Below are 26,535 nucleotides of genomic sequence, written 5' to 3' on the forward strand. Positions count from 1 at the left end.
ACTGTGGCAACTGACTCCGACCAGCCGTTGGTCCGTTCGTGGTCCCGGTACGACGTCGTGCTCGCTGGGATACCGCTGGCGTTCGCCGTCGCGTTCGTCTTCGGGGCAGCCGTCTCGGCGTCGCACGTCGAGCGCGCGGCGTTCGGCGCGGCTGGTGCGGTGCCGATGACGGCGTACGCGTTATTTTTCGTCCCGCCGGAGAACTAGCGTGCGGTCTGCGGAACGTCGTCGCCGAGCGCGTGCTTCACCTGGAGGGCTGCGCTGGCGGCGAGGCCGCGCGCGACCTCCTCGCGGTCGTCGTCCGGAATCAAGTCGTCGTCGGCGACACCGTCGAACTCCGGAGTGAACCCGGCGCTGACGGGGTTGCCGGCGGGCGGTCGGACGGCGACGGTGACCTGGATGCCGTTCGAACCCGAGCTAATCTCGGAGCCGACGACGTACTCGTCGGGCAGGAAGTCCCGCGTGCGAGCGGTAATCTGGGAAATGCTGTCCTGGAGCGCGCGCCGCTGCGTCCCCGTGAGGTCGGGTTCGGGTTCCGACGGCTCGGCACCACTGTACGGCGTGTTCCCGTGCATTCGCTGTTAGTAGGGCACCCCCACGTAAAGGCCTTTTAGTTTGGGTGGTATTCACACAGTCCGGCCGCTCAAAGAATTGGTTCGCTGTCACCGTACGCCGCGACTACGACCGCCGCCGCGTACTCGCCGGCGTCGGCTTCGGTGCTGGTCGCGCGCACCGTCGCGTCGTCGAACGACCAGTCACGGAGGTCCATGCCCGCCTCGATGCCGGTGCGCACGCGCGCCTCGACGGCCGCGGCGTCCGTCTCGCCCGCGACCTCGTAGAACAAGCCCGGGCCCTCGTCGCTTTTCGCCCACGCGAGCGCGGCGCTGACGTGGCGCGGCCCCGCGGCGTTGGCGTGTGCTTCCACGACCGTCAAGCGGTTCCCGGCGGGGCCGAGGTCCGGCGCAGTCCCCACAGCCTCGACGTCGGCGTCCGCGGGAATCACCGACGACACCGTGACGAGGTTGTAGTTGTGGACGCCCGCGTCCGCGAGCGCGGCGTCGTAAGCCGCCATCTCCGTGGGCGCGGTACCCGTCCCCCAGACGACGCTAATAGTCATACGAATGCGTCAGAGCGCGCGATACAAGAGCGTTCCAATCCGGAACGGCAGAGAAGTACTACCGAATGTAGCTCGGGTAGCTCGGGCCGGCTTCGTCCTCGCCCTCGGCGACGAGTTTCTCGTAGGCCGCGTCGAAGTCCTCGCGGCGGACCTCGTCGCGGTCGTCCCGAATCGCGAACATCCCCGCTTCCGTGGCGAGGCTCGCGAGCTGTGCGCCGGAGAAGCCCTCGGTCTCCCGCGCGAGGTCTGCGAACGCCACGTCGTCGGCGACGTTCATGTCGCCCGCGTGGATTTCGAGGATGCGCTCGCGGGCTTCCTCGGTCGGGTTCGGCACCTCGATGAGGCGGTCGAAGCGGCCGGGGCGGAGAATCGCGGAGTCGAGCATGTCGAAGCGGTTGGTAGCGGCGATGATGCGGACGTCGCCGCGTTCGTCGAAGCCGTCCATCTCCGAGAGTAGCTGCATCATAGTCCGCTGGACCTCGGCGTCACCGCTGGTCTTCGAGTCCGTGCGCTTGGCGGCGACGGCGTCGATCTCGTCGATGAAGATGATGGCGGGCTCCTTCTGGTCGGCGAGTTCGAAGAGGTCGCGGACGAGCCGCGAGCCCTCACCGATGAATTTCCGGACGAGTTCGCTACCGGCCATCTTGATGAACGTCGCGTCCGTCTGGTTCGCGACGGCCTTCGCGAGCATCGTCTTCCCGGTGCCCGGCGGCCCGTGCAGGAGCACGCCGCTCGGCGGCTCGACGCCGACCTTCTCGAACTTCTCGGGGTTGACGAGCGGGTCCTCGACGGCCTCCCGGACCTCCCGGAGCTGCTCGTCGAGGCCGCCGATGTCGTCGTACTCGACAGTCGGAGACTCGTCGACTTCCATCGCCTGCGCGCGGGCATCCGTCTCGTCGTCGAGGACGCGCTGCACGCTGAACGAGTCGTTGATGGCGACGCGGTCGCCCACTTCGAGTTCGTCGGCGAGCCGCGGGGACAGTTCGGTGAGGACTTCCTGGTTGTTGCCGTGCTGCTTGATGACGGCGCTGTCGTCCTCGGGCAGGTCCTCGACGGTTGCGAGGTACAGCGACGCGGTCTTGAGCGTCTCGTTCTCCCGCTGGAGGCGGTCGACCTCCTCGCGGAGCTCTTCGCGACGCGACTCGACGTCCTCCAGTTGGGACTGCAGCTGCTCGTGGACGTCGAGAATCTCTCCGTAGTGGTCTTGGAGCGCGTCGAGGTGTTCGTCCGGCGACGACTCGGGGTCGACGTCGAGCGTCGGCCGGTCAGGTAGTGAAGGACTACGCGACATTCGTTGTCGGTTGTAGGGGCCGCGCGTAGAAGTTCCTTTGGGTAGGCGGAACGCCTACCGGCGTTCGGGCGTCTGACACGGTCGGAAAGAACTGACCGTCCGTGGCGCCCTCAGACGAGTTCCTCGGCCTGTTCGAGACGTTCGTCGTAGACGTCGAGCGCGCGCTCGATTGGCTCGCTCGTGGACATGTCCACGCCCGCAGCGCGCAGCAGTTCCAGCGGGTACTCGCTGGAGCCCCGCTGCAGGAAGTCCAGGTAGCGGTCGGCAGCAGGCTGGCCCTCGTCGAGGATGTCCTGAACGAGCGCGACGGCCGCCGAGATACCCGTGGAGTACTGGAAGACGTAGAAGTTGTAGTAGAAGTGCGGGATGCGCATCCACTCGCGGCGGATGTGGTCGTCGACGGCGGCGTTCGCGTAGTAGGCCTCCTTGCGCTCGCCGTACACCTCGTCGACGCGGTCCGGCGTCAGCGCCTCGCCCTCCTCGGCCAGCGAGTGCAGGCGGTGTTCGACGTCCGCGAACAGCGTCTGCCGGTACAGCGTCGAGCGGAACCGCTCGAGGTACTCGTTGAGGATGTGCTTGCGGAAGTGGTCGTCCTCGACGGTGTCCAGCAGGTGGTTGACGAGCAGCGCCTCGTTGACCGTGGAGGCGACCTCCGCCACGAAGATTTCGTAGTCCGAGTAGACGTAGGGCTGCTGTTCGCTGGTGTACTGGCTGTGGAGGCTGTGCCCGAGCTCGTGGGCGAGCGTGAACATCGAGGAGATATCGTCCTGGTAGTTCATCAGGATGAACGGCTGCGTGTCGTAGGTCCCCCCGGAGTACGCGCCCGAGCGCTTCCCGCGGTTCTCGTAGACGTCCACCCAGCGGGACTCCAACCCGTCGGCGACCCGGTTCTGGTAGTCCTCGCCGAGCGGCGCGACCGCCTCCACGACGTGTTTTTTGGCCTCCTCGTAGGGGACTTCGGGGCTCTCGGAGTCCACGATGGGCATGTAGAGGTCCCACATCTGGACCTCGTCGACGTCGAGCGCCTCGCGCTTGAGGTCGACGTGGCGGTGGAGCTTGTCGAGGTTGTCGTCGACGGTCTCCACGAGGTTGTCGTACACCTCCGTGGGGATGTTCGCGCCGTCGAGGGCGGCCTCGCGGGCGGTGTCGTAGTTGCGCGCCTCGGCAAGCTTGACGTCCTTCTTCACCTGGTTCTTCATCGTCGCACCGATGGTGTTTCGGACGTCGCCGATGGTCTCGAAGAAGGACTCGTGGACGGTCTGGCGGAACTCCCGGTCGGGGTTCTTCAGGAGCTTCGTGAAGTTCGCCTGCGAGATTTCGACGGCCTCGCCCTCGGGGTCCTCGACGGTCGGGAATTCGAGGTCCGCGTCCGTCAGCATGTTGTACGCGTCACTCGGCGCGCCGAGCACCTCGCCGAGGTCGCTGAGCAGTTCCTCGACCTCCGCGGAGCGCGTGTGCGGCTTCATGCGGAGGACGTCGTCGAAGTAGTGCTCGTAGGTGGCCAATTCGGGCTCTTCTTCGACGAGTTCCTGGAGCTGCTCGCGCGTGCAGTCCTGGAGCTCCGGGCCGAAGAACGAACTCGCACTGGAGACGTCCGCCATCAGGCTGGACGCCCGCGCCCGGAGCGCCTGGTAGTGCTGGTCGCGAGTGTCCTCGTCGGAGCGCATGCGGGCGTACGCCGACACCTTCTCGGCTTCGCGGTGGATTTCGTCGCGGAGCTGGAGGGCTTCAAGGAGGGTCTCGCCGGACTCGGTGAGCCGTCCCTCGTAGGCTTCGAGGTCGTCGAGCCGCGACGCGACGTCCTCGTAGGCTGCTTCCCAGTCGTCGTCGGTCGCGTAGATGCTCTCCAAGTCCCACGTGTGTTTCTCGGATAGCTCGCTGCGTTCGGGAACGCTGCTCATGGCGTGTTCGTTCGGTGCAGGCCGGTTAAACGTTGATGAACGACGGGGCGATTGCCGGCGCTCGACCGCGAAATTAACTCACAACGAGTCCGCGACGTGCCCGGCGACGCGTGCTCTCGCACGGCGTTCCTCGCGTAGGTCCGCGAACATCGCCCGCGTCGCGGCCGCAGCGGGCGGCTCCGCAGCGAAATCGACGTCGTAGTCGACGTCGTGGAGCACGAGCGGTCCCGCCGGCGCGGGCGGCACGCCCTCCGGCCCCTCGATTGGCTCGGCGGCGAGCAGCCGGTCGATGCGGTCGAAGTCGTCGCCGCCCGTGACTGCCTGCACGAGCGCGACGACGCGACGCACGAGCTCACGACAAAATCCGCTCGCGCGCAGCGTCACCACCAAAAAGTCGCCTTCACGCTCGATGCTACCCGAAAACTCGCGGACGGTGTTCGCGTCGTCGGTCGTGAGGTTGTGGAAGTCGTGCTCGCCGAGCAGCCGGTCGAGTGCGCGGCGCGCGCGCTGGTCGTCAGCATCTCCAGCGAGCCAGAAGTACCGATATTCGCGCCAGTTCGCGTCGTGGGTCGCGTGGAAGTCCGGGGGCACATTAGCAGTCGCCCACGCGCGGAGCGGCCCGGAGAGTTCGCTGTTCAGCCCGGACGGCGTCAGCCACGTGGGCGCGTCGAAGGCGATGGTCTGCGCGCGCGCCGACACGCCGGCGTCCGTGCGGCCGGCAGCCGCGTACGCCGGTGGTTTCGCGCCCTCGAAGACGTCCAGACGTCGGAGCGCGCCGAACAGTTCGCCCTCAACGGTCGTGACGTCGGGCTGACGCTGGAACCCGTAGTAGGGGCGGCCGTCGTAGGCGACGCGGAACGCGCGACGGGGCATCCGTCAGGCGAAGTCCTCGTACCGGGGTTCGTCCCGGTCGCCGGGGAAGTCCTCGAAGGGTGCGGTGGTCTGGTCGCCGCTCTCCATGTCCTTGACGGTGACCTCGCCGTTCGCGAGGTCCTGCTCGCCGACGATGACGACGGTCTCGGCGCCGATGCTGTCGGCGTAGTTCATCTGCGCGCCGAAGCTCCGGTCGGCGACGTCGCTCTCGACGACGTGGCCGCGGGCGCGGAGGTCGCTGGCGACGCGCGCCGCCTCTTCCTCCGTGTTGCCGACCTGGAGGACGTAGTAGTCCGTCGCGAGGCTGCCCTCGGAGCGGACGCCAGCACGCTCCAGCAGGAGGTTCAGGGGCGCGTGGCCGGGTGCGACGCCGACCGCGGGCATGGGCTGGCCGCCGAACGACTCGATGAGGTCGTCGTAGCGGCCGCCGCCGAACACGGAGCGCCCGATGTCGCCGGTGGCGTCGAAGCACTCGAAGACGACGCCGGTATAGTAGTCGAGGCCCCGAGCCGTGGTCAGCGAGATGTCGCAGTACTCGCGCACGCCGAGGTTCTCGGCGGCGTCGAGGACTGCCTGGAGGTTCTGGACGGCGTCCTCGACGCGCTCCGTGCCGGCGAAGTCGACGAGTGCGTCGAGGTCGTCGCCCGCGAGCAGGTCGTCGAACTGTTCGGCCTGGTCGTAGGAGAGGCCGGCGTCGGCGAGGCCGTCGAGGTACTCCGCACGCTCGATTTTCTCGCGCTTGTCCACGACACGGATGGCGTCCTCGGTGTCGACGTCGGCGTCGAAGGCGTTCAGCAGGCCGCCGAGGATGTCGCGGTGGGAGACGCGGAACTCGAAGTCCTCGCCCGTCAGCCCGAGGCTCGTCAGGCCGTCGGCGGCGACCGCCAGCACTTCGGCGTCCGCGCGCGGGTCGCTGGAGCCGAAGATGTCGACGTTCGTCTGGTAGAACTCGCGGAAACGGCCCTGCTGGGGCTCCTCGTAGCGCCAGAACGCACGCGTCGAGTACCACTTGATGGGCTTCGAGAGCTCCTGCTGTTTCGCGACGACCATGCGCGCGACCGTCGGCGTCAGCTCGGGCGTGAGCGCGACGTCGCGGCCGCCCTGGTCGGTGAACGAGTAGAGTTCGTCGACGATGCCCTCGCCGGACTTGTCAACGTACATCTGCGTCGACTCCAGCGCGGGCGTCCCGATCTCCCGGAAGCCGTACCGGCGCGCCGCGTCCTCGACGGCGTCCATCGCCTCGCGGCGCGGCCCCATCTCCTCGGGGTAGAAGTCGCGGAATCCCTTGAGTCGGTTGTACATACCCCGGAGTTCGCCCGTGCCGCGCTTGAAAGCTTTCGTTCGCTGGGACGCTACACCGCAATCAGGCCGACGCCGACCACGGCGAGCACGGCAGCGCCGAGCCGCCGGCGCAAGCCGGGTTCACCCAACAGCACGCAGCCGAGCAGGACGGCGACGATGGCCTGCCCGTTGACGAGCGTGGACGCGATGCTCGCGGGCACGCTGGCGAACGCAAGCGCGGTCACGTGCTCGGCGACCGCGACCCCGGCCCCAGTCACCGCGAACTTCCCGAGGAACGGCCGGATACCAGTCGCCGGCCAGCGGCGGAGTGCGAGCGGCACGACCACGACGGCGACGCTCCCGAGGTACACCGGCACCCAGAGCCGCGTCGGGAACGTGAACCCGTCGAGGACGACCCGGCGGCCGACGTCGCTGACGGCGAACAGCGCCGCCGAAACAAGCGCGAGTTGGGCGGCCCGAGAGTGGACGGCGCGGCGGAACGGTTCGAGGACGTCCCCGCCCTCGTAGTTGGCGAGGTAGACCGCGGTGGTGGCGACGACGATACCGGCGACCGCGGTCGGTTCGAGGTACGCGCCGAGCACGAGCACCTCGATGGGCACGACGAACACGGGGACGATTTTCGCGATCGGCGCGACGTAGGAGACGTCGCCGACCGCCAGCGCCTGCACGGAGACGACGAACGCGAGCGCGCCGAACACAACGGTGCCGGCGAACACCGCAATCGACCACGCGTCCATCGGCGGGAACGCCGGCAGCCCGTTGCCACCGGTCGCGACGGCGAACGGAAGGTACCACGCGATGGCCGCGGCGTTGACGAACACCGTGAGGACGGCACCGTGCACGCCCACGAAGTAGCGTTTCAGCACGAAGAGATACACGCCCCACAGGCCCGCGGCGGCGAGCGCGTAGACTAACCCGGACTCCATTCACGCGAACGGAATCCGCGCCGAGAGAAGAGTGGTTCGATTGCGGAACGGGGGGACTACTCGCGGAGGCCGTGGACGTACGTCTGGTCGTGGTCGGGGAACACTTCGCGAATGGCGTCCTCGCCGTGTTCCGCACGCAGAATCGCGCGCAACTCGGCCTCGTAGTCGGCGCGCGGAATCTCCTCGCTGGGGCCGACCTCGACGTCGAGTTCGGCGTCCACGAGGCGGTCGACGGCACCGCGGCCGAAGCCCGCCAGCGGCGAGAGGTAGTCGACGTCGTGGCGGTCTTCGAGACTCTGAGCTTGCGCCCGCGAGACCGTTGGGACGCGGTCGTCGCGGCGCGTGCCGTCGGCGACGGCGTCGAAGTCGAGGGCAGCGACGGCTTCCAGCGCTTCCTCGTGGACGTGCTGAATGCCGTTGCGTGGGTAGCCGTCCTCGCGCATGCGCTCGACGGCCCCCTCGGCGACCTCGCGGTCGAGTTCCAGCGCGCGGAACTCGAAGCCGGCGGCGTCGGCCGCCCGCTCGGCGTGCTCGTGCTCGTCAGTCACGCCGAAGTGCGCGGTGACGAGCGTGACGTCGTAGAACCGCTCGACGAGCAGCGCCGCCAGCGTGGAGTCCTTCCCGCCGCTGTAAAGCAAGCCCAGCCGCATCGCCTACCGGCGGTTGATGTTGAAGCTCTGGGAGTCGGGCTTGAGTTCGCGGAGCAGGTCTTTCATCTGCTCCTCGTCGATTTGGTCCTGGAGGCGGCCTGACTGGGCGAGCGCGAGAATCTGCTGTTCGGCCTTCTCGGCGAACTCCGGCTTGCTCATCTTGATGGTGTTGAGGCGCTTGCGCGCGCCGTCGGTGAGGTGCTGTTTGAGTAGCGCCTGCTTCTGCTGTTCGGCCTGCTCGCGCTGGGCCTGCTGGGCCGCGCCGGCGTCACCGCCGCCCTGCTGCTGTTTCTGCTGCTTGAGCTGTTCTTTCTTCTGCTGGCGCAGTTCTTCGAGTCGGTCGTCGTCCGTGCTCCCACTCATACGCGACAGTAGTCGGTGAATCCGGATAATTCTGACGCAACGGGGTGGTAGCGCCGCGGCTATGCGGGCGAAAACGGCGGAAAAGCGGCGGTAGCGTTACGCGTAGCGTTCGAGCTCGGGACGGTCGAGCGCTTCGATGACGTCGCCGGCCGTCTCGTCGAGGAGGCTACGACCCTCGGCGGTGACGACGCGACCACGGTTGTGCTGCTGCTCGACGAGGTCCTCGTCTTCGAGCTGCTGGAGCGCGGTGCGGACGATGTTCCGGGAGCTGGACGTGCTGTCCGGCGGGGAGACACCGTATCGGTTGGAGCCGTCGGTGGTGTCGCCGTAGGCCGTCGCGAGACGCTTGACGCCGATGGGGCCTTCCATCGCGACCTTGCGGAGGATGCTGGCGGCGCGGCGCGCCCAGAAGTCTTCCTGTTCAGGGGGGAGTTCGCGGCCAACGCCGGTCTTCGCGAACTGCGCCCAGTCCGGTTCGTCGAGTCGGTCTTCGAGCTCGCTCGCGAGCTCGTCGACGAGCTCGTCAGCGGGAGCGTCGTAGAGGGTTGCCATTACGCGGAATTCACGTCGGATTCGTTTAAAGCCATCGTTAGGGACTCGTGCGGCGTCGTCGGGGCCTTCCAGCCGCCGACCGCGAGAGCGGGCGCGCACGCATCCGGGGCGTTTTAGGCCGCGACTGCGAACCCGAGGACATGAACGAACGGGCGGCCCTCGACGTCGTCGGTGGGCTCGTCGCGGGTGCCGGCGACGACGCCGCGGTCGTCGACGAGACGGTGTTCACCATCGACATGCTCCACGAGACGACCGACTTCCCGGACGGCACGACCCGGTACACAGCGGGCTGGCGGTCCGTGGGCGCGTCGCTGTCGGACGTCGCCGCGATGGGCGCAGACGCGACGGCAGCGGTCGGCGTCTACGGCGCGCCCGACTTCGACGAGGACGAACTGCACGCGTACGTCGAGGGCGCGCTGGACGTCTGCGAGGCAGTCGACGCGGAGTACGTCGGCGGCGACCTCGACGGTCACGACGAGTTCACGGTGGCGACAGCCGCCATCGGACGCACGGACGACCCCGTCCTCCGGGACGGCGCAAGCCCGGGCGACGCGCTCGTCGTGACGGGGACGCTGGGCCGGACCGCAGCAGCCATGCACCACTTCAACTCCGGGAATGTCGAGCGGGCGAACGAACTGTTCCGGTTCGAGCCGCGCGTCCGAGCGGGCCGCGCGCTCGCCGGACACGCGACCGCGATGATGGACTCCAGCGACGGCCTCGCGCGCTCGCTCCACCAACTCGCGGAAGCCAGCGACTGCGGGTTCGCCGTGGATGGCGACAGCGTCCCGGTGGCCGACGAACTCCACAGTGCCGTCGAGGACCCGCTCGACACGGCCGTGACGTACGGCGAGGACTTCGAACTCGTGGCGACCCTGCCTAATAACGCGGTCGAAGCGGTACGTGACACGGCAGACGTCCCAATTTCGGTCGTCGGCGAGGTCACGGCGTCGGGCGTGACGCTGGACGGCGAGCCGCTGGCGGACCGCGGCTGGACGCACTAACCGACAATTTGGATGGGGACAGGCATGAAGCAGAGCGCCCCGAGGACGAACGTGAGCACGCCGACGGCGACCCGGCGCGGGTCCAGCGACGAGTCGTCCACGGGGTCGACGCCGCCCGCGAACGTGATGACCGTCGCGATGATGCCCCAGACGACCCAGATGCCGGCGGTGTCGCCGGCGTCCGCGACGAGCCACTGGTAGCCCGCGAGCGCGAACAGCGCCGTCGGGACGAGGGGGGCGACGCGGTCGGCGTGCTCGCCGACCAGCGACCGGAGGACGTGGCCGCCGTCGAGTTGGCCGACCGGGATGAGGTTCAGGAACGTGACGAACATCCCGATCCACCCGCCCATCACGACCGGGTTGATGGACTTCGCGGGGTCGCTGTAGGAGAGCGGTTCGCCGAGGACAGCAGCGATGGCCTGCAAGAGCGGCGGGTACGCGAACTGGACTTCGACGGCGTCCGCGGAGTTGACGAGTTCGGGTGGCACCGTCACGGGCGGCAGCGAGAGCCCGATAGCGGAGACGACAACGGCGGCGACGAGCCCGGCGAGCGGGCCGGCAGCGCCGATGTCGAAGAGGGCCTTCCGGGAGGGTATCCGGCCGCGCATGCGGATGACCGCGCCCATCGTCCCGAACAGCGACGGGAACGGGATGAAGTACGGGAGGGAGGCGTCGACGTCGTGGTAGCGGCTCATCGCGTAGTGACCGAACTCGTGGACGGCGAGCACGCCGACGACCGAGAACATGAACGGGAGCGCCTGCACGACCGCGGGCGAGAACGCGTCGACGTAGTACCAGTTGGCCCCGACGAACAGCGTCGACGCCAGCGTCGCGACGAACAGCGCGACGTTCGTCCACGGGACACCGCCGTCGTCGCCGGCGGCGTCGTGGGGTTCCGCGACGAGGACGAGTTCGCCCGTGCGGCGCGCGAGACGGACCTCGTAGCCGTGTTGGCGGAACGCCGGCCAGACGGTCTCCATGAGGGTTTCGCGGTCGGTCGCGGGGTCGCCGAAGTAGAGCACGCGACCGTCCTCGCGGCGCACCTCGTAGACGTCGAAGACCGACGCGAACGAATCCGGGCTCGGAGCGCCGTCGGGCGGCTGTGCCGACATCACCGGTGCTTACCGTTCCAGCGGTTTAAGCACTTAGTCGCCGGCACGCGCGGCTACCGGGTGTGAAAAACGGGACGCGAAGGGGGAGGTTGCTGTTGTTCAGGGCGGACGATGCGAGCGCGAGCGGGGGTTATGCGGACTGGACGCGCCAGGTGGTGGCGCTCGTGTACGACCACTTCTCGACTTCGAGGTCGGTCGCGGACTTCGAGAGTTTCACCATGAGCGCGCCGATTTCCTTCGGGGAGAGGTCGACGTCGTCGGCGATGAACTTGCTCTTGAAGTACACCTCGCCGTCGGCGGCCTTCTCGCGGAGGTACGCCTTGAGCCGCGTCTCCTTGTCCTGCGGTTCGTCGGCGTCGGCGGAGGGGGATTGGGTTGCGCTCATCTTCGATTCAGCCTACTGGCTACGGGAGGTTATAAAGGGGTGAACGTTCGGGCAGATTCGAGCGATTTCAGCCGTAAACCGAATTCGACGAACAATTTACGACCGTTCGAGAATCGTTTAGACATTTTATAGTGGCTGAAGAGAGATTATTTCCTGTCTCTCTTGTCGTTACTAATGTCGGACGCACGGCGGTCGAAATCCGCCGCAGAACCGCGGTTGGGCGGCAGTATCGGCGGTGAAATCGTCGGCGCGCGAGAAAGTGGCGGCCGCGGCCTACTGCTCGTGCTTCCAGAACTCGTCCTCGACGGTGACCTCCTTCTTGAAAATCGGGACCTCCGCCTTGAGCCGGTCGATGCCGTCCTCAACCGCGTCGAAGGCCTCGCCGCGGTGGCCGGCGAGCACCGCGACGAAGACGATGTCCTCGCCGGCTTCGATACGGCCGATGCGGTGGTGGAGGCGGACGTCGAGGACGCCGTCGCGGGCTTCCAGTTCCTCGCGGATGGCCGCGGTGCGCTCGGCGGCGACGGCGTCGTACTTCTCGAAGGTCAGCGACTCCGTCCACTCGTCGTCCTCGTCTTCGAGCGCGCGGACACGGCCCGTGAACGTCGCGATAGCGCCCGAGTAGTCCGCACGCGGCGAGCGCTTGAGGTCTGCCACCAGCGAGGCCAACGTCTCGAACGGCTCGGCGGCTTCGACGGCTTCGACGGCGGCGTCGAGGTCCGGATTCTCGGCGTCCACCCGAAGCGCAGGGTCCTCGACGGCGGCGTCGCCGACGGCAATCTGGGGGACGCGCGCGTCCGGGAAGCCCACCAGGAGCGCGTAGTCGTGGTCTCGCGCGAGGTCGTCGAGCACGTCGTCGACCGAGCGGTCGCCCCCGGCGCCCGTCCAGCCGTCGCCGACGGTGTACGTGGTTCGATTTGGAGTGTCGGGGTCGCCGGCGCGAACGATACCGACGCGGCCGCGCTCGGCGAGCCGGTCGGCGAGGCGGTCCGCGACGCCGTCGGCGTCGCCCCCGACGATGCCGTGTAGTTGCATACTCGCACGTGGGGGTGCTCGCGGCTTGTAGGTGTCGCCAGCTACCGCGCCCGCCACCACCGCCAGCCCACCGACAGGCCGGCGACGAGGAGGACGATTGCGACCACGTCGAGCACGTCGACGTAGGGCGACGAGAGCAGGTCGCCAATCTGGAGCAGTGAGTACGCCAGCCAGAGGAGCGCGGCGGACGTCAGCACGAGCGCGCGGGTCGGCGGCAGCGAGCCGAACTGGTACCGCCACGCCACCCCGAACAGCACGAGAAGCCACGCGAGAGTCAGGAGGACAGCCGGGTCGGTGACCGCAACCATACCGGGACGACGAGCGGCGACCGGATAACTGTTCGTCGCGTTCGCAGCCGCTGCTCGGGAGTTGACAACTCTTAAGGACGCAACAGGGCTATCACGGTGTAGTATGCGTGTCGTTGTTTCTATCGGCGGAAGCGTCCTCGCGCCCGACCTCGCCCACGACCGGGTCGAGGAGCACGCCGCCGCCATCGAAGAACTCGCCGACGCCGGCTGCGAAATCGGAGCCGTCGTCGGTGGCGGGGGTGTCGCGCGGGAGTACATTACGACGGCGCGGGAGCTCGGCGCGAACGAGATCGAGCTCGACGACATCGGCGTCGACGTCACGCGCCTGAACGCCCGTCTGCTCATCGCGGCCCTCGACGGCATGGCGGCGCCGAGCCCCGCCGAGGACTACGAGAAGGCCGGCGAGGCGATTCGCCGCGGCGACGTCGCTGTGATGGGCGGCGTGGTCGCCGGGCAGACCACGGACGCCGTCAGCGCGGCGCTCGCGGAGTACACGGACGCCGACCTGCTGCTGTACGCGACCAGCGTCCCCGGCGTGTTCAGCGCGGACCCCAACGAGGAGGCCGACGCCGAGCGCTTCGACGAGATGACCGCGGGCGAACTCGTGGACATCATCGCGGACATCGAGATGAGCGCCGGGTCGTCGGCGCCCGTCGACCTGCTCGCCGCGAAACTCATCGAGCGCTCGGGCGTGCGCACCATCGTCCTCGACGGCACCGACCCCTCCCGCATCGTGGACGCCGTGCTGTACGGCGAGCACGACGGGACGGACATCATCCCCGAGGGCACCACCGACCAGATGACGTACTGGGCGGACAACGAGCGGTAACGATGCACCCCGAAGACGACCCCTACATTCTCGGCGACGAACGCGGCTTCTGGGCGGACACCGCCGCCGACCGCGTCCTCGACCGCGACCCCGAGGAGCCAATCGTCATCAAGGGCGGCATCTCGCCGTCGGGCGTCCCGCACCTCGGGAACATGAACGAAATCGTCCGCGGCTACTTCGTCGCAGAAGTGCTCCGCGAGCGCGGCTACGACGTCCGCCAGATTTTCACAAGCGACGACCGCGACCCGCTCCGGAAGCTCCCGCGCAAGCTCGCGGACCTCGACGGCGACCTCGTCGACCTCGGGGACGTGAACGCGGGCGCGCTCGGGCAGAACCTCGGCGCGCCGTACACCGCGATTCCGGACCCGTTCGGCTGCTGTGATTCGTACGGCGCGCACTTCTCGAATCTCATCGAGGAGTCCGCGGAACTGCTGGGCATCGACGTGGCGATGGTGTCGAACACCGAACTGTACGAGGACGGCGACCTCGAAGCCGTCACGGAATTCCTCCTCGAGAACCGGGAGACGGCCCGCGAGGTGCTCGGCGAGTACCAGGAGAAAGTCGATGCCGACTACGTGCCGTTCCGCCCCATCTGCGAGAACTGCGGGCACGTCACCGAGACCGACGCCATCACCGGCATCGACCTCGACGAGAGCGTCGTCGAGTACGAGTGCAGCGACGTCGAAGCCGGCGACCGCACCATCGAGGGCTGTGGGCACGAGGGCACCGCGAGCCTGCGCGACGGGAAGCTCCCATGGCGCTTCGAGTGGCCCGCGCAGTGGCAGGTCCTGGGCGTGGACTTCGAGCCGTTCGGCAAGGACCACGCCGAGGGCTCGTGGCCGTCCGGGACGGACGTCGCGCGCAACGTGCTCGGCGACGAGCCGCCCGTTCCGATGGTGTACGAGTGGTTCACGCTCGACGGCGAGCCGTTCTCCTCCTCGGAGGGCCACGTCGTCCTCGTGCAGGACGTGCTCCGGCTGCTGGAGCGCGAAGTGATTCGGTTCTTCTTCAGCAAGGACCCCCAGCGCGCCCGGGACTTCTCCGTCGAACGCCTCGACCAGCTCGTCGACGAGTTCGACCGCATGGAAGCCGTCTACTTCGGCGAAATCGACGCCGACGAGGACGAACGCGAGCACGCCGAGCGCGTCTACCCCCTGATTGTGGACGAACCCCGCGAGGAGCGCATCCGCATCCCGTACACGTTCGCGGCCGTGCTCGGGATGACCGACGACCCCGCGCTCCGCGAGGAAATCGCGCGCCGCGAGGGCCACATCCCCGACGACGCCCCGGACTGGGCAATCGAAGCCGCACTCGAACGCGTCGAACGCGCCCGCGAGTGGGCCCGACGCACGGACAACGAGTTCAACTACGACCTCAAGCGCACGAAGATGCCCGACCACGACTTCGACGACGCCACCGAAGCCGCCCTCGACGAGGTCGCGGACTTCCTCGAAGCCGAGGACCCCGACGGCGACGCGCTCCAGGGCGAAATATACGAGGCCGCCAAGCGCCACGACGTCGACATCGGCGCGTTCTTCTCGGCGGGCTACCGGCTGTTCTTCGACGAGGACCAGGGCCCGAAGCTGGGTCCCTTCCTCGCGAAACTCGACCGCCAGTTCGTGCTCGGGCGGCTCCGCCGGCGGCGCTGACCCCTTCGGATACCCAACGGCTTTTGCCGCGCGACCCCTGATTTCCCCGTAATGGATATCTGGACGGTCCTCGGCGTCGCCCTGCTCGCGTACTGGGCCGGCGTGTCGTGGGCGAAGGCCCGCAACCTACTGCCGTCGTTCGTCTCCGCGACCGGACCGATTCTCACCCTCCACACGAAGCGCGGGAAGCGGCTACTGAAGCGCGCCGCGGCCCCGAAGCGGTTCTGGCGCGCGTGGGGGAACTTCGGGCTCGGCGTCGCGCTCGTCGTCGCCGCCGGCACGCTGTTCATGCTAATCACGTCGGCCATGGGCACGCTCGCGAACCCGCCCGCGCCCTCGGCGGTGAACCAGCCGCGGAACGCGCTGGTCATCCCCGGCGTCAGCGACTTCATGCCGCTGTCGGTCGCCCCCGAAATCGTCGCCGGCCTCTTCATCGGCATGGTCGTCCACGAATTCGGCCACGGCCTGATGTGCTACGTCGAGGACATCGACGTGGACTCAATGGGCGCGGTGTTGCTGGCGGTGCTCCCCATCGGCGCGTTCGTCCAGCCCGACGAGGAGAGCCAGCGCCGCGCCGACCGTGGCTCTCGCGCACGGATGTTCGCGGCGGGCGTGACGAACAACTTCCTCGTCGTCGTCGTGACGTTCGCGCTGCTGTTCGGTCCGGTCGCGGGCGCAGTCGGCGTCGCCAGCGGCGGGCTCGTCGGCGACGTCCACGAGGACTCGGCGGCCGCCGCGGCCGGCATCGGCGCGGGCGACCGCGTCACCGAGGTCGCCGGCGTGCCGGTCGCGAACAACACGGAGTTCCAGCAGGCGCTCGCCGACACCGAGAGCCGCGAAGTCACGGTGACACTGGCCGGCGGCGAGCAGGTGCGCGTCGACCGCCACCTCCTCGTGAGCGGGGTCGCCACGGACTCGCCGCTCGCCGATATTGGTACTGGGAGCGTGCTCACAGAAGTGAACGACACCGCGGTGTACACGCAAGCCGGCCTCGAAGCCGCCGTCCAGAACCGGACGGTCGCCACCTTCGAGACCGCCAACGGGACGAGCGTCACCGCGCCAGCCGGCGCGTTCGTCACCATCGTCCCGAACGCGCCCGCAGACGAGCACGGCCTGCCCGCCGAGGACGACGTCATCGTGACCCGGATGGGCGGCGAGCGCATCGCCACCGGCGCGGACATGCGGGACGCGCTCTCGGCGCGCGAACCCGGCGAGACGGTCACCGTCGAAGCGTACGTGAACGGGACCGCAGAATCCTACGAGGTCACGCTCGGCGAGCAGGACGACGGCTCCAGTTACTTCGGCGGCGTCATCGCCCCCGGCGTCAGCGGCCTCACCGCGTCCGGGTTCGGCGCACAGCTCTACCCCGCGGAGGCGTTCCTCACGCTGGTCTCCGGGAACGTCGACGGCACGGGACTCGGCCTGCTGCTAGGCGGCGCTGCCAGCGGCCTCGTCGGCTTCCTCCAGGGCATCGCGGCTGCGCTGTTCCTCCCGCTGCTGAGCCTCATCGACCCCACGCTCGCGTTCAACTTCCCCGGGTTCGCCGGCGTGAACACGAACTTCTACGTCGTCGACGGTCCCGTTCCGGATACTGTGGTGTTCGTGCTGGCGAACGTCCTGCTGTGGACCGGGTGGATAAACCTCAACCTCGCGTTCTTCAACTGCATCCCCGCGTTCCCGCTGGACGGCGGTCACCTGCTGCGGACGGTCGCGGAAGCGCTCACGGCGAGACTCCCGATTAGCGACCGGCAGACGGTCACCCGGGCCATCACCACGAGCATCGGGCTGACGATGCTCGCGAGCCTCGTCATCATGTTCTTCGGGCCGCAGCTACTGAGCTAGAACAGGACTGGCGGCTACTCCTCGAAGCCCATCCGCTCGGCAAACTCCTCGGGCGTGTCCTCGACGCGCTCGAACTCGTCGAAGTAGTACTCGTGGTGGCGGATGAGCTGCTCGGCAATCCACGCCGAGAACGCCTCGTCGAAGCGCCACCCGTCGCCCTCCTCGGGGTTGTCCACGGCGAAGCGCTCGTCGGTCGCCAACACCGCGAACACGTGGTAGAACCCCAGGATGACGTCCGTCACGTCGTCGGCCGTCTGGCCGACCTCTTCGCGCTTCTCCGCGAGCTTCTCGCGGCCCGCCTCCGTGATTTCGAAGTACTTGCGGTCGGGCTCGTCCTCGACCTCGATGCGCTCGGCGTACCCCTCCTCCTCGAATTTGTACAGAATCGGGTAGACGGAGCCGTAGGAGGGCTCCCAGTGGCCGCCGCTGAGGTCCGTGATTTCCTTGAGAATCTCGTACCCGTACCGTGGTTGTTCCTCGAGCAGTTCCAACACGAGATACGAGACGAGCCCTTTCGGCGGACCGCTCTTGCGCATTCGAGCGCACGTTTCGCTGTTCGGCGGGAAAACGTTTCGGTCGCGGCTATCTGGCGTATTCAACGTTTCTGAACGCGAGAGAAATACCGGCAACGTGTCCTCGAAAGCCCCGGCTGGCTCGACGGCTGCGCCTCGCTGCGCTCCTCGCTGCGCTGCGGTGCTTGCGTCGGCTCGCTCGTCGACCCAGCCGCCCCTTTCAGTCCCGGAAGACTCACTGCGTTCGTCTTCCGACCCTCGCGAACGCGCAGTGTTCGCTCAGTCCCACCCGTCTGCTGGCTGGTCGGTTCTCCACGAGACAGCGGGAGCAACGGCTGCTGACAGGACTGGTTAGGAAAACCCTTCTACGGCGAAACCGAACACCCGAGTATGGTAGACGCGCCGCAGACGGAGGAGGGCTGGTTCACACTCCACGACTTCCGTACCGTGGACTGGGACGCGTGGCGGGACGCGCCCGAGCGTGACCGCGAGAGCGCACTGGCCGAAGCCGAGTCGTTCCTGCAGCATCGCGAGGCGCTCGCCGACGCCGAGGCGGGCGACTCCGCGGTGTTCTCGATTACCGGCCACAAGGCCGACCTCCTGTTCGTCCACTTCCGGGAGACGCTGGACGAACTCGACCGCATCGAGCGCCGATTCGAGGGGACGGCGTTCGCGGAGTACACGGAGCAGTCGTACTCGTACGTCTCTGTCACGGAGATTTCGGGGTACACGAGCCCCGAGTACTTCGAGGACCCCGAGAGCGTCGACGCGGGCCTCCGGAACTACATGGAAGGAAAGCTCACGCCCGAGATTCCCGAGGACACGTACGTCTCCTTCTATCCGATGAGCAAGCGCCGCCAGCCCGAGCAGAACTGGTACGACCTCCCGATGGAGGAGCGCGCGGAGCTCATGGCGGGCCACGGTGAAGTGGGCAAGCAGTACGCGGGCAAAATCAGTCAGGTCATCGCGTCCTCCGTCGGTCTCGACGACTGGGAGTGGGGCGTCACCCTGTTCGCGGACGACCTCACGGACGTCAAGGACATCGTCTACGAGATGCGCTTCGACCCCGCGTCCTCGAAGTACGGCGAGTTCGGCGACTTCTACGTCGGCCGCCGCTTCCCGCCCGAAGACCTCGCGGCGTACATGGACGGCGAGGAAGTCCCGACGCCCGAGGACGAAGGCCACGCGCACGCCCACGGCGGGAGCGAGCACGCGCACGGCGAAGACGGCCACGAGCACGGCGACGGCCACCACGACCACAGCGACGAAGAAGAGGAGAGCGAGGGCATCCGCGGCGAACTCGAAGACCTCGACATCTACGCCGGCCAGCCCCACGGCGAGGACGTCTACGCGACAGTCCTCTACTCCGAAGCGGACACCGACGAACTGTTCGAGGAAGTCGAGGGGCTCCGGAGCAACTTCGACCACTACGACACGCACGTCAAGACCGCCGTCTACGACGGCCGCACGACCGACCGCGCCGCGGTCGTCTCCATCTGGGACACCGCCAGCGCCGCCGACACCGCCGCCGGTTTCCTCTCCGAACTCCCCGACGTCGTCTCCCGCGCCGGCGAGGAGTCCGGCTTCGGCACGATGGGGATGTTCTACGAGACCAAGCCCGAGCACACCGACGACTTCGTCGAGAAGTTCGACACCGTCGCCGACGTGCTCGAAGAGATGGAGGGCCACTTCGAGACCGACCTCATGGTGAACGTCGAAGACGAGAACGACATGTTCATCGCCAGCCAGTGGGCCTCCAAGGAGGACGCCATGGCGTTCTTCCGCTCGGACGACTTCGCCGACACCGTCGACTGGGGCCGCGACGTGCTCGCGGACCGGCCGCGGCACGTGTTCCTGGCCTAGTACCTTTTTACTGCGCGGGGTTTCCTCGCTCGCTTCGCTCTCACGGCTCCCTCCGGTCGCCGTTCGAGCAGTCCGAGGTCTCCCTACGGTCGACCTCACGCTCGCTGCGGGAACCACTCCTCGAAAAAGTCAGATAAAAAGGCCGCGCGCCGGAGGCGCGCGGTGGTCACGCGAGCATCAGCGAGCGTGACGTCGTCAACGCGAAGCGTTGACGGGAAAACCCCGCACTCCGTTCGCGTATGCTTCTCCGCAGTGGGACTGCTCGCTCTTAGTCAGCGGAGCCGATGAGCCCGGCTTCCTGCAGGTCCTCGCCGTCGACGCTCGTGCGGTAGTCCTCGTGACTCATGCCGTCGAAGCGGTCGACGCCGAAGTTGTCCTCGTAGAGGTCCGCGACGCGGTCGCGCTCCTCTTCGCTGATAGCGGGCGTGTCGGGCGCAGCGACCCACTCGTCGATGTCGGCCTTCGAGCGGAACGTCGGCGTGACGGTCGCGACCTCGTCGAAACTCAGGAGCCACTGGATGGCGGCCTGGCCCATCGTGCGCTCGCCGTTCCGTTCGAGGAAGCGGAGCGCGTCGACCTTCTCCCAGCCCGTCTCGTACCACTCCTCCGGGCGGAAGCCACGGTGGTCACCCTCGCCGAGTTCTGTCTCCGGAGTGACCTGCTCGTTCAGGAGGCCCGAGGAGTGCGGAACGCGCGGAATCAGGGAGGTGGCGGCGTCCTGCTCGCGGACGTACTCCACGAAGTGGTTGTGGACGTCCTGTTCGAGCATGTTCCCGACGTACTGCACGGAGTCGAACGCCTCCTCGATTGCCTTCTCGCCCTCCGCGAGCCAGCCGATGGAGGGACCGAGCGCGACGCCGATGGCGTCCGCGCGGCCGTCTTCACGGAGTTCGTCCAGCAGTTCGATGACGTCAGGCGTGAGTTCGGCGACGTCCGGGTTGTGGAGCTGGAGCACGTCGACGTGGTCGACGCCGAGGCGGTCCATGGACTTCTCGACGGCGTCGCGGAGGTAGTCGACGCTCATCTCCTTCGGGAGTTCGCCGTGGCCCGCCTGGGGGTTGTTGTAGAAGTCGTAGCCGACCTTCGTCGCGACGGTCATCTCGTCGCCGTGCTCGGCCAGCACTTCCCCGAGGAGCTCCTCGCTGCGGCCATGGCCGTAGACGTCGCCCGTGTCGAAGTACGTGATACCCTGGTCGAGCGCGTACTCAACCATCTCGAGGGCGTCGTCCTCGTCGCGGTCGCCCCACCAGTCGGTGCCGACGACCCACGCGCCGAACCCGACTTCGCTGACCTCGACCCCGGAGTTCCCGACTTCGCGATGTTGCATACGCGCCAGTTGGGGAGACGCCCACTTAGCGGGTGCGGTTCCCAGCGGGCGGAGTCGGCGTCGATACCGGCCCGCGAGCAGGTTCCGTGCCGATTCCGGGGCTTGCCGTCGGGACGGAAACCAATATCAGTGCCCGCGGCCGAGGTAGGGGTATGACCAAGCGCCACGTCTCCCTCCCGGACGACGCGGAGGCGACCCTCCGCGGGTTCGTCTCGGAGGTGGACGACCGACTCGCGGCCGCGAGCGGGCCCGACGAACTCGCGGACGCCGTCACGGAGACGCTCGTGGACCTCCACGGCGCCCGCGACGCCTACGAGAGCTGGCAGAACGACGAACACGTCTCGCCGACCGAGGCCGCGCGGCTGGCGAACTTCGACCCGCGCAACGCCACGCTCGAATCCGAGTACTACGCCGAGAAGGACGAGGACGCGTTCGCGCGCTCGAAGCCCGTGCAGTGGCTGTGGCGGCAGTTCGACAACACGCCGCTGGCGGACAACGTGGCCTTCGCGCTGCGGTTCCGCCGGATGCTCGCCGGCCACCTCTTCGAGAGCGTCGGCGACGGCGTGCGGCTGTTCAAGGGCATCTCGATGACGTACGGGCACAACATCGAGATGGGCGACAACGTCGTCGTCCACGACGACGTCCACCTCGACGACCGCGGCGAACTCACCATCGGCGACCGCGCGAGCATCAGCGACGGCGTCCACGTCTACACCCACGACCACGACGTCGTCGACCAGACCGTCGTCGAGAACTACCACACCATCGTCGACGACGACGCCCGCGTCACACAGGGCGCGCTCGTCCGCGCCGGCGTCCGCGTCGGCAAGAACGCCATCGTGGGGTCGCGTGCGGTCGTCCAGAACGACGTTCCCAACCACCACATCGCGGTCGGGATGCCCGCCAAGAGCATCAAAATCAAGCCCGGCTGGGAGTCCGAAGCCGAGCCGGTCGACGAAGCGGGCGAGAACCGCCAAGCAGAACGCCGCATCGACTACGACCTCCCCGACGACCTCGATTCGTTCGACGAGTTCCAGCGCGACCTGAACCCGCCGGACGCCTGAATTCTCGCTGTCGGAACGGGCGAAGGGCTGAATAGGCTCGCCGTGTTACGCCAACACATGGAATGGGGGTTGTTCGTGCTCGCGGTGCTGGTCGTGGCGGCGCTGCAGTTCGCCGTGTGGCGACGCCTCCAGAGTGAGGACGCCGGGACACCGGGTGAGTCGGGCGTCGGCGACGGCGCTCGCTCGGGGAGCGGGCAGTCCTCGTCGGACGACGCCTCTAGCCTACTGTGTCCGGCGTGTGGGACCGAGAACGACGCGAGCTACCGCTTCTGCCGCGAGTGCGTCGCGCAACTGCACCCGTGACGCGGGCGGTCGCAATCAACGTCGCGGCGAACACGAACCAGCCGGGGTTCCGCGGGCCGCTGCGCGCGGACGGCTCGTTCGTCTACGTTCCGATTCCCGAGAGCGAGCCGACCAGCGAGCGCGCCCCGACGTACGCGGACCTCGACCTCCCAATCGAGATTTCCGACGACCTCCGCGAGACGCCCGTGCACCTCGACCCGTCGTTCGCGGGGTACCCGTGCTGCGAGCGCTACACCTACGGCGACCCGCACGACTTGAAGGCCCGCCCGCTGCTTGACCTTGACGCCGGCGACCGCGTCTACTTCTACGCGACGCTCGACGCGCCAGCGGACCCAGCGGCGTGGATGGCCGACGACTGGGGGACCTACGTCATCGGCGACTTCGTGCTCGCCCGCGACCCCCTGACGGGCGAAGCGTTCGAGGACCTGCCCGAGCGCGAACGCGCGGCGTTCGCGGGGAACGCGCACCTGAAACGCGACCCATTCGACGCCGCCGTGCTACTCGCGGGGACCGACGACTCACGGCTCTACGAGCACGCCGTCCCGCTGAGCGGCGCGCGCGGCGTCGACGCCAACCGCGCGGTCACCGAGTGGTCCAGCGACTCCGGGAAGGGGCCGTGGTGGCGGCGCGCGCTCCGCTACGACGATGCCGGCCATGAGCGCCTCCGCGAGTGGATTCAGCGGGAGTTGTACCCGCCGGTTCGCTGACGTTTACGTGGGAGGCCCGCCAAACCCCACACATGCTGGAACTGTACCAGTCCGAAGGCTGCCCGCACTGCGCGAAAGTCCGCGAGAAACTCTCCGAGCTCGGCGTCTCCTACGTCACCCACAACCCCCGGCTCCCGGGCGGCGCGGGCGGCGACGTCACGAACGAACAGACCTACGAAGAACTCCAAAACGGCGGCGAAGACCAAATTCCATACCTCGTCGACACCGCCCGCGAAGAAGCGCTCTACGAGAGCGACGACATCGTCCAGTACCTCGACGAACACTACGCGTAAACTACCCCACCCTACTCCCTCGGCGCTACACGCCTCAGTTCGTTGAGGGTGGGGCTTTGATGTGGACTCCCGGTGATCAGCTGTCGGCGGTTGGCCGATAGCCGTCACCGTTCAACATCCCACCATGTATACGCACGTCTACTGGTGCGTCTGCGCCCCCCGACGTGGGCGAGGAACGCAGGCTGTGCTGGCGCTTCCGCATATACCGTAACGCGACGTTTTTCGCGCCGTTGTAATCCGCGTTGATTTCGTACCCACACTTCAGACACTGGAACTGCTCGCCGTCCCGGTTCTCTTCGTGAGTAAACCCACAATCAGTCCGAGAACACCGCTGACTGGTGTAATCTGGTTCGACCTGCTCAACAGCCACCCCTCGGTCTGGCGCTTTGTATTCGACGTATTCGACGAGACGGCGGAATGCCCAAATGTGATGCCAGTCAGCGTGAGGCAGTCGCTCTCGAATATCCGTCAACTCCCCGAACACGATCACATCGCAATCGTGGTCAATCGCTTCGGCAACAAGCTCGTTGGCGACCGTGTGGAGTATACTGTTTGCGCCACGCTCGCTCTCGCTTTCCAAGCCGAAGCAAGGCATTATGAGCGGCTTGTGTGCCACGCTGTTGCATTTCCGCCCGACGGTTCTCGAACTCGTGGATCCAGTGGTCGTACTCGTCACCACTCCAGAACGTCCCTGTGCTAGCGACGGCGAGACTGTTCACACCGAGATCGATCCCGAGGACGGTTTCGTGCCCGGTATCGTCCGAACCCTCGATCTCAACAGCCTCCCCATCTTCGTCTACCTTCCGCGTTTTGACGTGGAAATAAAAATCGTTGGTCGCTTGGTCGTACTGGAGTGTACTCGTCCGAAACTCGTACTCCTCAGACAAGACGTACTCTTCGTACGGCGTCGGACTATCCGCTGGCAGCTCGAAATCACACTCGATGCGTCCGTTCACCGTGGAGAGTGAGATTTTGTTCCGGTAGAACGTCGCACTGCGCTTGTCGTAGACCATACTCCAGGAGGTAAACTCTGGTTTGTTCGTCCGCTTGCCGTTTTTCCAGCGGTCAACACCGCTATCGACGGCGTGGACGGCACGCCGGATGGCTTCCTGGACGAGGTTTGCCGTCAGCTCAGTCTCCTCGCGGAGCCGGTCGTACAGCGCGTCTCTCGCTGTCACGTTCGAGGTGACGCAGTCTTCGTAGTGGGTGTTGTCCCAGCAGTAGTCACTGGCCTCGTTCGCGCAGTAGAGGGATTGCTCGGCGGTTTCGTGGAGGTCGTCGCGATACTCGTCAGGAACGACGAGTTTGACCGGCGCGGTACGCCTGACCTCCATAATTCAGATGCTAGCCTATCGGTACTTAATAATTCGGGACTCGGACAGCTACAGTCCCGAATTTGTGTTGTAAAGTGACGTCTTCCTCTCCGGCCTACTCGCCTCGCGCTTCCGACCAGTCGGAACCCCTCCCTCCTTGAGGCCGCAGGCTCCGCCTCAAAACTGCTGACGGCCGAACAACGGCCGCCACTCAATATTTTTCGAGCGCACGAACGGACAGAACAGAGTCGTCGCTGGCCGGTTCGAGTATGAGAGGAGTGCGCCGTCCGGGAATTGAACCCGGGTCGCGGGCTTGGGAAGCCCGAGTCATACCACTTGACCAACGGCGCGCGCGGCGTCTGCGAGTAACTGACCGCCCCACTTGAACGTAGCGTTTCGGGGAGTGGACGCGTGTTCACGAATCCAGGGGGTGGAGTGGGTTTTAGTCGGCCGCCGCCGAACGACGAGACGATGACTGCGCCAGACACGATTGCGCCACTGGACTTGCGCTTCTCCGAGTCGGAGTTGGCCGCGCGCCGCGACCGCATCCAGTCGTTCCTTCGGGAGACGCTGGAGGCCGCGGGTGCGGACCGCTGCGTGCTCGGGCTGTCGGGCGGTATCGACTCGACGACGGTCGCGCACCTCGCCGTGGACGAACTCGGGACCGACGCGGTTCACGGGCTCGTGATGCCGGGCGAGGTGTCCAGCGAGCAGAACATGAGCGACGCCGAGCGCGTCGCCGAGGACCTCGACATCGAGTACGACGTCGTGGGAATCGACCCCGTCGTCGACCTGCTGACGGACCTCTATCCGCCCGCGGAGGGCGACCAGCTCGCCGTCGGGAACGCCCGAGCGCGGACGCGTGCCGTGCTCAACTACCTCGTCGCGAACCACGAGAACGCCGTCGTGCTCGGCACCGGCAATCGCACGGAGGCGCTGGCGGGCTACTTCACGAAGTACGGCGACGGCGCGGTCGACTGCCACCCAATCGGGAACCTCTACAAGATGCAGGTTCGCCAACTCGCGCGCGACCTCGGCGTCGAGGAGGACCTCGTGACGAAGACGCCGACCGCGGAGTTGTGGGCCGACCAGACGGACGAGGAGGAACTCGGCGTGGACTACGACACTATCGACGCGGTGCTCGCGCTCCACGTCGACGGGAACGTCCCGGCGAGCGCGACGGCTGACCACCTCGAAATTCCGGACGGCGTCGTGGAGACGGTGCGCGGGCTCTACGAGCGCAGCAAGCACAAGCGCGCGGTGCCGCCGACGCCCTAGGTCTCGAACGGCTCGTCGGCCAGGAGGCGCGCGAACGCGTCGGTCTCGGCTCGGTCGGAGTCGTCGCGGTCGTCCTCCGAAGCGAGCAAGCCTGCGAGTTCACCGAGAGCAGCCGGGTCGTTGGCCGCGATTTCGTCCGCGACCGCACGGGGCTCCTCGGCGATTCTGGAGACGAGGCCGATTTCACGGGCAGTTTCGGCGTCGATACTGCGACCGGACAGCGAGAGGTCTGCAGCGTGCGTGGACCCGACGGCTGCGGGGAGGCGGCGGGTACCGCCCCACGCGCCGAACACGCCGAGTGAGACGCCGGGTTCGGCGAACGTCGCGTTCGGCGTGCAGACGCGGATGTCGCAGGCGAGCGCGAGTTCGACGCCGCCACCGCGTGCCGCGCCGTCTACGCCCGCGACGACGACGCTGTCCGCGTCCTCGATGGCGTTCATCGTGCGCTGGCCACGGCGTGCGAACGCCTCACCGCGAGGGCCGTCGAGGCCCCGGACGGTGTCGAGGTCGGCACCCGCGCAGAACACGTCCCCAGCGCCGTGGACGTAGACGACCGGCTGAGTGGCGTCTCTCACGGCTTCACGGAGGTCGTCGAGGGCTTGCGACGTGAGCGCGTTCCGGGCGGCCGGCCGGTCGAGGGTCACCACGCGGACGGCCTCGTCGTCTTCCACGCGAAGCATACCGGACCGTGGCGGTGGTTTCCAAAGGTCTTTGCCGTTCCCGCCGCTACCTTCGGTCG

Annotated in this window: 28 protein-coding genes, 1 tRNA gene and 1 pseudogene; 11 read left to right on the plus strand and 19 right to left on the minus strand. The window is 67.4% G+C overall.

Translation table 11 applies throughout. From position 1 onward, the window contains the following. Nucleotides 1–3 precede the first annotated feature (3 nt). A complete protein-coding gene (locus LPA44_RS02470) occupies nucleotides 4–207 on the plus strand; it encodes a hypothetical protein (protein ID WP_230888010.1) in 204 nt (67 codons plus the stop codon). Here the strand turns inward: LPA44_RS02470 and LPA44_RS02475 are convergent. From LPA44_RS02475 to LPA44_RS02520, 10 genes are all read right to left on the minus strand, one after another. Beyond that, a complete protein-coding gene (locus LPA44_RS02475; RefSeq protein ID WP_230888011.1) occupies nucleotides 204–575 on the minus strand; it encodes a DUF5811 family protein in 372 nt (123 codons plus the stop codon). The two genes, LPA44_RS02470 and LPA44_RS02475, sit on opposite strands and share 4 nt — an antisense overlap. Nucleotides 576–643: 68 nt before the next feature. Further along, a complete protein-coding gene (locus LPA44_RS02480; RefSeq protein WP_230888012.1) occupies nucleotides 644–1,117 on the minus strand; it encodes a pyruvoyl-dependent arginine decarboxylase in 474 nt (157 codons plus the stop codon). 58 nt (nucleotides 1,118–1,175) lie between these two features. After that, nucleotides 1,176–2,408 (minus strand): proteasome-activating nucleotidase Pan2, encoded by a 1,233-nt coding sequence (gene pan2 / locus LPA44_RS02485; RefSeq protein ID WP_230888013.1) that lies wholly within the window; start codon nucleotides 2,406–2,408, stop codon nucleotides 1,176–1,178. 110 nt (nucleotides 2,409–2,518) lie between these two features. Next, nucleotides 2,519–4,309 (minus strand): oligoendopeptidase F, encoded by a 1,791-nt coding sequence (pepF, locus tag LPA44_RS02490; protein ID WP_230888014.1) that lies wholly within the window; start codon nucleotides 4,307–4,309, stop codon nucleotides 2,519–2,521. Between the two features lie 78 nt (nucleotides 4,310–4,387). Beyond that, nucleotides 4,388–5,182 carry a tRNA pseudouridine(38-40) synthase TruA gene (truA, locus tag LPA44_RS02495; RefSeq protein WP_230888015.1) on the minus strand — a complete coding sequence of 265 codons (795 nt, stop codon included), beginning with the start codon at nucleotides 5,180–5,182 and terminating at the stop codon, nucleotides 4,388–4,390. 3 nt (nucleotides 5,183–5,185) lie between these two features. Beyond that, nucleotides 5,186–6,484, minus strand: a complete 1,299-nt coding sequence (gene hisS, locus LPA44_RS02500; protein WP_230888016.1) for a histidine--tRNA ligase — start codon at nucleotides 6,482–6,484, stop codon at nucleotides 5,186–5,188. Between the two features lie 50 nt (nucleotides 6,485–6,534). After that, nucleotides 6,535–7,410 (minus strand): DMT family transporter, encoded by an 876-nt coding sequence (locus tag LPA44_RS02505; protein ID WP_230888017.1) that lies wholly within the window; start codon nucleotides 7,408–7,410, stop codon nucleotides 6,535–6,537. A 56-nt stretch (nucleotides 7,411–7,466) separates the two neighbouring features. Continuing rightward, nucleotides 7,467–8,060: a DUF7411 family protein gene (locus LPA44_RS02510; RefSeq protein ID WP_230888018.1), complete on the minus strand. Its 594-nt coding sequence runs from the start codon at nucleotides 8,058–8,060 to the stop codon at nucleotides 7,467–7,469. A gap of 3 nt (nucleotides 8,061–8,063) precedes the next feature. Continuing rightward, entirely contained in the window at nucleotides 8,064–8,423 is a 360-nt protein-coding gene (locus tag LPA44_RS02515; RefSeq protein WP_230888019.1) for a DNA-binding protein, read from the minus strand. A 96-nt stretch (nucleotides 8,424–8,519) separates the two neighbouring features. Then, nucleotides 8,520–8,975 (minus strand): 30S ribosomal protein S19e, encoded by a 456-nt coding sequence (locus tag LPA44_RS02520; RefSeq protein WP_230888020.1) that lies wholly within the window; start codon nucleotides 8,973–8,975, stop codon nucleotides 8,520–8,522. A gap of 140 nt (nucleotides 8,976–9,115) precedes the next feature. Between LPA44_RS02520 and thiL the strand changes: the two genes are divergently transcribed. Beyond that, nucleotides 9,116–9,976, plus strand: a complete 861-nt coding sequence (gene thiL / locus LPA44_RS02525) for a thiamine-phosphate kinase (protein WP_230888021.1) — start codon at nucleotides 9,116–9,118, stop codon at nucleotides 9,974–9,976. Here the strand turns inward: thiL and LPA44_RS02530 are convergent. From LPA44_RS02530 to LPA44_RS02545, 4 genes are all read right to left on the minus strand, one after another. Continuing rightward, the gene (locus LPA44_RS02530; RefSeq protein ID WP_230888022.1) at nucleotides 9,973–11,088 is read right to left on the minus strand and encodes a site-2 protease family protein; all 1,116 of its coding nucleotides are present in this window, start codon (nucleotides 11,086–11,088) and stop codon (nucleotides 9,973–9,975) included. The two genes, thiL and LPA44_RS02530, sit on opposite strands and share 4 nt — an antisense overlap. Before the next feature lie 130 nt (nucleotides 11,089–11,218). Then, nucleotides 11,219–11,473, minus strand: a complete 255-nt coding sequence (locus tag LPA44_RS02535) for a DUF7123 family protein (RefSeq protein WP_230888023.1) — start codon at nucleotides 11,471–11,473, stop codon at nucleotides 11,219–11,221. A gap of 273 nt (nucleotides 11,474–11,746) precedes the next feature. Continuing rightward, on the minus strand, nucleotides 11,747–12,508 hold the full coding sequence (locus tag LPA44_RS02540) for a molybdopterin synthase (protein ID WP_230888024.1): 762 nt from the start codon (nucleotides 12,506–12,508) through the stop codon (nucleotides 11,747–11,749). 41 nt (nucleotides 12,509–12,549) lie between these two features. Further along, nucleotides 12,550–12,816: a hypothetical protein gene (locus LPA44_RS02545; RefSeq protein ID WP_230888025.1), complete on the minus strand. Its 267-nt coding sequence runs from the start codon at nucleotides 12,814–12,816 to the stop codon at nucleotides 12,550–12,552. A 103-nt stretch (nucleotides 12,817–12,919) separates the two neighbouring features. On the opposite strand from LPA44_RS02545, the gene pyrH reads away from it, so the two are divergent. The 3 genes from pyrH to LPA44_RS02560 are packed head-to-tail and all read left to right on the plus strand — an operon-like array spanning nucleotide 12,920 to nucleotide 17,136. Further along, nucleotides 12,920–13,645, plus strand: coding sequence for a UMP kinase (gene pyrH / locus LPA44_RS02550; RefSeq protein ID WP_230888026.1), 726 nt, complete (start codon nucleotides 12,920–12,922; stop codon nucleotides 13,643–13,645). Between the two features lie 2 nt (nucleotides 13,646–13,647). Then, nucleotides 13,648–15,294: a lysine--tRNA ligase gene (gene lysS, locus LPA44_RS02555; RefSeq protein ID WP_230888027.1), complete on the plus strand. Its 1,647-nt coding sequence runs from the start codon at nucleotides 13,648–13,650 to the stop codon at nucleotides 15,292–15,294. 51 nt (nucleotides 15,295–15,345) lie between these two features. Next, nucleotides 15,346–17,136: a site-2 protease family protein gene (locus LPA44_RS02560; protein WP_230888028.1), complete on the plus strand. Its 1,791-nt coding sequence runs from the start codon at nucleotides 15,346–15,348 to the stop codon at nucleotides 17,134–17,136. A gap of 14 nt (nucleotides 17,137–17,150) precedes the next feature. Here LPA44_RS02560 and LPA44_RS02565 read toward each other — a convergent pair whose 3' ends face one another. Then, nucleotides 17,151–17,672: a PadR family transcriptional regulator gene (locus tag LPA44_RS02565; protein WP_230888029.1), complete on the minus strand. Its 522-nt coding sequence runs from the start codon at nucleotides 17,670–17,672 to the stop codon at nucleotides 17,151–17,153. Nucleotides 17,673–18,038: 366 nt separating this feature from the next. On the opposite strand from LPA44_RS02565, the gene LPA44_RS02570 reads away from it, so the two are divergent. Beyond that, on the plus strand, nucleotides 18,039–19,511 hold the full coding sequence (locus LPA44_RS02570) for a heme-binding protein (RefSeq protein WP_230888030.1): 1,473 nt from the start codon (nucleotides 18,039–18,041) through the stop codon (nucleotides 19,509–19,511). A gap of 268 nt (nucleotides 19,512–19,779) precedes the next feature. On the opposite strand, the gene LPA44_RS02575 is transcribed toward LPA44_RS02570, so the two are convergent. Then, complete coding sequence (locus tag LPA44_RS02575; RefSeq protein ID WP_230888031.1) at nucleotides 19,780–20,838, minus strand: aldo/keto reductase; 1,059 nt, start codon at nucleotides 20,836–20,838, stop codon at nucleotides 19,780–19,782. Between the two features lie 152 nt (nucleotides 20,839–20,990). Here LPA44_RS02575 and LPA44_RS02580 point away from each other — a divergent pair, with 152 nt between their 5' ends. Genes LPA44_RS02580 through LPA44_RS02595 form a run of 4 tightly spaced genes read left to right on the plus strand, consistent with a single transcriptional unit; the run spans nucleotide 20,991 to nucleotide 23,205 of the window. Beyond that, nucleotides 20,991–21,902 (plus strand): acyltransferase, encoded by a 912-nt coding sequence (locus LPA44_RS02580; RefSeq protein ID WP_230888032.1) that lies wholly within the window; start codon nucleotides 20,991–20,993, stop codon nucleotides 21,900–21,902. Between the two features lie 57 nt (nucleotides 21,903–21,959). Beyond that, on the plus strand, nucleotides 21,960–22,205 hold the full coding sequence (locus LPA44_RS02585; RefSeq protein ID WP_230888033.1) for a DUF7577 domain-containing protein: 246 nt from the start codon (nucleotides 21,960–21,962) through the stop codon (nucleotides 22,203–22,205). Further along, nucleotides 22,202–22,912 (plus strand): hypothetical protein, encoded by a 711-nt coding sequence (locus LPA44_RS02590; RefSeq protein WP_230888034.1) that lies wholly within the window; start codon nucleotides 22,202–22,204, stop codon nucleotides 22,910–22,912. The genes LPA44_RS02585 and LPA44_RS02590 overlap by 4 nt, the downstream gene beginning before the upstream one ends. A gap of 32 nt (nucleotides 22,913–22,944) precedes the next feature. Further along, entirely contained in the window at nucleotides 22,945–23,205 is a 261-nt protein-coding gene (locus tag LPA44_RS02595; protein WP_230888035.1) for a glutathione S-transferase N-terminal domain-containing protein, read from the plus strand. Nucleotides 23,206–23,281: 76 nt separating this feature from the next. Here LPA44_RS02595 and LPA44_RS02605 read toward each other — a convergent pair. Next, nucleotides 23,282–24,539: pseudogene (locus tag LPA44_RS02605) on the minus strand (RNA-guided endonuclease InsQ/TnpB family protein). 258 nt (nucleotides 24,540–24,797) lie between these two features. Continuing rightward, nucleotides 24,798–24,868: transfer RNA gene (locus tag LPA44_RS02610), tRNA-Gly, on the minus strand. 121 nt (nucleotides 24,869–24,989) lie between these two features. Here LPA44_RS02610 and LPA44_RS02615 point away from each other — a divergent pair. After that, nucleotides 24,990–25,796, plus strand: coding sequence for an NAD+ synthase (locus tag LPA44_RS02615; protein WP_230888038.1), 807 nt, complete (start codon nucleotides 24,990–24,992; stop codon nucleotides 25,794–25,796). Here the strand turns inward: LPA44_RS02615 and LPA44_RS02620 are convergent. Next, nucleotides 25,793–26,476: an enoyl-CoA hydratase/isomerase family protein gene (locus tag LPA44_RS02620; RefSeq protein WP_230888039.1), complete on the minus strand. Its 684-nt coding sequence runs from the start codon at nucleotides 26,474–26,476 to the stop codon at nucleotides 25,793–25,795. The two genes, LPA44_RS02615 and LPA44_RS02620, sit on opposite strands and share 4 nt — an antisense overlap. Between the last annotated feature and the right edge of the window lie 59 nt (nucleotides 26,477–26,535).

Source organism: Halobacterium sp. KA-4 (genome assembly GCF_021028995.1).
Taxonomy (GTDB): domain Archaea; phylum Halobacteriota; class Halobacteria; order Halobacteriales; family Halobacteriaceae; genus Halobacterium.